This is a genomic window from Albidovulum sp. (genome assembly GCF_049646345.1).
Taxonomy (GTDB): domain Bacteria; phylum Pseudomonadota; class Alphaproteobacteria; order Rhodobacterales; family Rhodobacteraceae; genus Albidovulum.
Genome location: NZ_JBARVQ010000822.1, coordinates 1 through 2,863, shown reverse-complemented (window position 1 = coordinate 2,863; position 2,863 = coordinate 1). Strand labels below are relative to the sequence as shown.

Below are 2,863 nucleotides of genomic sequence, written 5' to 3'. Positions count from 1 at the left end.
CCCAGGTCCTGACCCTCGCGAATGGCCGCGTGACCGGGCTTGGCCCGGCCGAAACGATCCTGCCCGGCCTCGCCGCCGCAACGGACCTGCCGGGCGAAGAGCCGGGCAGCCTGATCACCGCGCGCATCATGGGAATGGGCGATGACGGGCTTTGCACGCTGCACTTCCCCGGCGGCACGATCCTGACGCCGGGCCGGGTGGGGCCGGACGGGGCCGAGGTGCGTCTGATTATCCGCGCCCGCGACGTGATGCTGGCGCGCAACCGGCCCGAGGGGCTATCGGCTTTGAACATCCTGCCCGCCACGGTCACCTCGGTGGCTCCGGCCGGTGCCGCATCGGCCGATATCGGCCTCGATTGCGGCGGCGTGGTGCTGGCCGCGCGGATCACAATGCGGTCGGTCAAGGCGCTCAACCTTGCGCCCGGCACAGGCTGCCATGCGATCCTGAAATCGGTGGCACTGGCGCGGGATGCATTGCCTTCGCCGTCAAGCTGGGTAGGGTCAGCGCCATGACCCGCTCCGCCCTCATTGTGGCCCATGGCCAACCCTCGGACCCTGCGCCTGCAGAAGCCGACATGGCGGCAATGGCGCGCGCCGTCGCCGAACAAATGCCCGGCTGGCAGATCCGCGCGGCAACGCTCGCCGCGCCGGATGCATTGAAGACCGCGCTTGATACCCCTGAAAACCCTGCCATATTCCCGTTCTTCATGGCGGATGGCTGGTTCATCCGGACGATGTTGCCGAAACGACTGTCAGAGGCCGGGCATGAAGGGTTACGGGTACTGACGCCCTTTGGCCTTCTGCCCGACACGCATGCCCTCGCCATCCGCGCCGCCCGCGATGCGACCGGCGCACATGGCTGGGCGGAAGCCGACACCACACTGATCCTTGCCGCGCATGGTTCGGGCCGCAGCCCCTACCCGGCCGAGGCCGCGCGCGCCATCGAACGCACCATCGCCAACGAAACCCAATTCGCCGCGATCCGCACCGGTTTTATCGAGGAAGAGCCAAGCCTGACCGATGCCGCCCGGGATGCCGGGGGCAAGGCGCTCTGCCTGCCGCTTTTCGTTGCACGCTGGGGCCATGTGATCGACGACATCCCAGACGCGCTGGACACGGTGGGGTTCACTGGCCATCTGCTTGGCCCGATCGGCACCCATCCCGATGTGCCCGCCCTGATCGCCGCTGCGATCCAACGCGCCTGATCGCCTATCAAACTGGCAAAAGTACGCGCTACCCACATCGGTTTCTTTACAAGACTCAGGTAGTCTCTTGCCGACTTGCAGCCTGCCCGCTGGACAATTGTAACAGTTTCATGACAACTGCGTAAAATTCGCGCCGCATATACGAACAAGGAAAACATCTTGTCAGAAACCTCCCCCATCCTCTTCCTTCTGCATGTCGCAGGTGCGGCCGCCCTCCTGATCTGGGCCGTGCGGCTGGTGCGAACAGGGGTGGAACGCGGCTGGTCGGTGCCCTTGCGCCGACTTCTCAGAAAGGGGGCGGACCAGCGGGCCATCGCGGCCCTTTCGGGCACCGGGGCGGCGATCGTGCTGCAAAGCTCGACAGCGGTGGCGATCCTGACATCGAATTTCGTGGCCGCAGGCACGCTGGCCGCAGCAGCGGGGCTCGCCATTCTGCTCGGCGCTGATCTGGGATCCGCCATCGTTGCGCAGATCCTCCTGACCCGTGCCGACTGGTTCGTGCCGGTCCTGCTGGTCGCGGGCGTGGCGATGTTTCTCAAATCGCAAAGCCGCGACTACCGGATGGCCGGGCGGGTGCTGATCGGGCTGGCGCTGATCTTCGTCTCGCTCACCATGATCCGTGATGCGACCGAACCCCTGCGCGACAGCAAGGGGCTGGTCGCCGCGATGACCTATCTTGGCGGCGATCCGGTCACCGCCTTCGTTATCGGCGCGCTCTTTGCCTGGGCGGTGCATTCCTCGGTCGCGGCTGTCCTTCTCTTTGTGACGCTCGCCGCGCAAGGCGTGCTACCGGTGACGGCGGGTGTGGCCATGGTGCTGGGGGCAAATCTCGGCGGTGCGATCATAGCCTATGTGTTGACCCTCGGGGCCGAGATCTCGGCGCGCCGGGTGATCGTTGCCAATCTGGCGCTGAGGGGCGGCGGGGCGGCAATCGCACTTTTCGCGCTTTCGGCCTTTGCGCCGCCGCTCGATTATCTCGGCGCGACCCCGGCGCGGCAGGTGATCAACCTTCACCTTGCCTTCAACCTGATCCTGCTGCTTGTCGCCCTGCCGCTGACCGGCCCGGTCCTGGCGCTGGTCTCGCGCTGGATCACCCCCCCGGCCGAGGCCGCCAACCTTACCCGGATCAGCGCGCTTGACCCTGCCGCCCTGTCACAGCCCGACCGCGCGCTGGCCTGCGCCACGCGCGAAATCCTGCAAATGGGCGAAGGGGTTGAGGCGATGCTGCGCTCGGTCATCGGTCTCTATGACGACTGGGACGACACAGCCGCCGATGCGATCCGCGCCAAGGAAACCGAACTCGACAAGACGCATATCGCGGTCAAGCTCTACCTCGCCAAGCTGCATCGCATGTCCGAGGGCGAAGAGGCGACACAGAAGAGCCTTGAGCTGGCCGATATGGCGGTGAACCTTGAAAGCGCGGGCAATACCATCGCCGATGTGATGCTGGCCCTTGCCCGCCGCCGCGATCAAAGCGGCAGCGCCTTTTCCGAAACCGGCTGGAAAGAAATCCGCGATTTCCACGACCGGGTCCTGTCGAACGCGCAATCAGGGCTGAATGTGCTGATGACGATGAACCCCGATGCGGCAAGGGCGCTTGTCGAGGAAAAGGACCGCGTGCGGGATATGGAGCAGAACCTGCAACGCTCGCATCTGGAC

Annotated in this window: 3 protein-coding genes; all 3 read left to right on the top strand. The window is 65.7% G+C overall.

All coding sequences use genetic code 11. The annotated features are described in order from the left end of the window. On the top strand, positions 1–512 hold a 512-nt coding region (locus WBB85_RS21535), incomplete at its 5' end, for a TOBE domain-containing protein (RefSeq protein ID WP_432640622.1). After that, positions 509–1,204, top strand: a complete 696-nt coding sequence (locus tag WBB85_RS21530; RefSeq protein ID WP_432640621.1) for a CbiX/SirB N-terminal domain-containing protein — start codon at positions 509–511, stop codon at positions 1,202–1,204. The genes WBB85_RS21535 and WBB85_RS21530, both read left to right, overlap by 4 nt. Before the next feature lie 159 nt (positions 1,205–1,363). Beyond that, positions 1,364–2,863: Na/Pi cotransporter family protein (locus WBB85_RS21525; RefSeq protein ID WP_432640620.1), on the top strand; the 1,500-nt coding region annotated here is incomplete at its 3' end.

Excerpts from the sequence above, each read along its gene's own strand:
- WBB85_RS21530 (WP_432640621.1), top strand. The coding sequence starts at position 509 with ATGACCCGCTCCGCCCTCATTGTGGCCCATGGCCAACCCTCGGACCCT.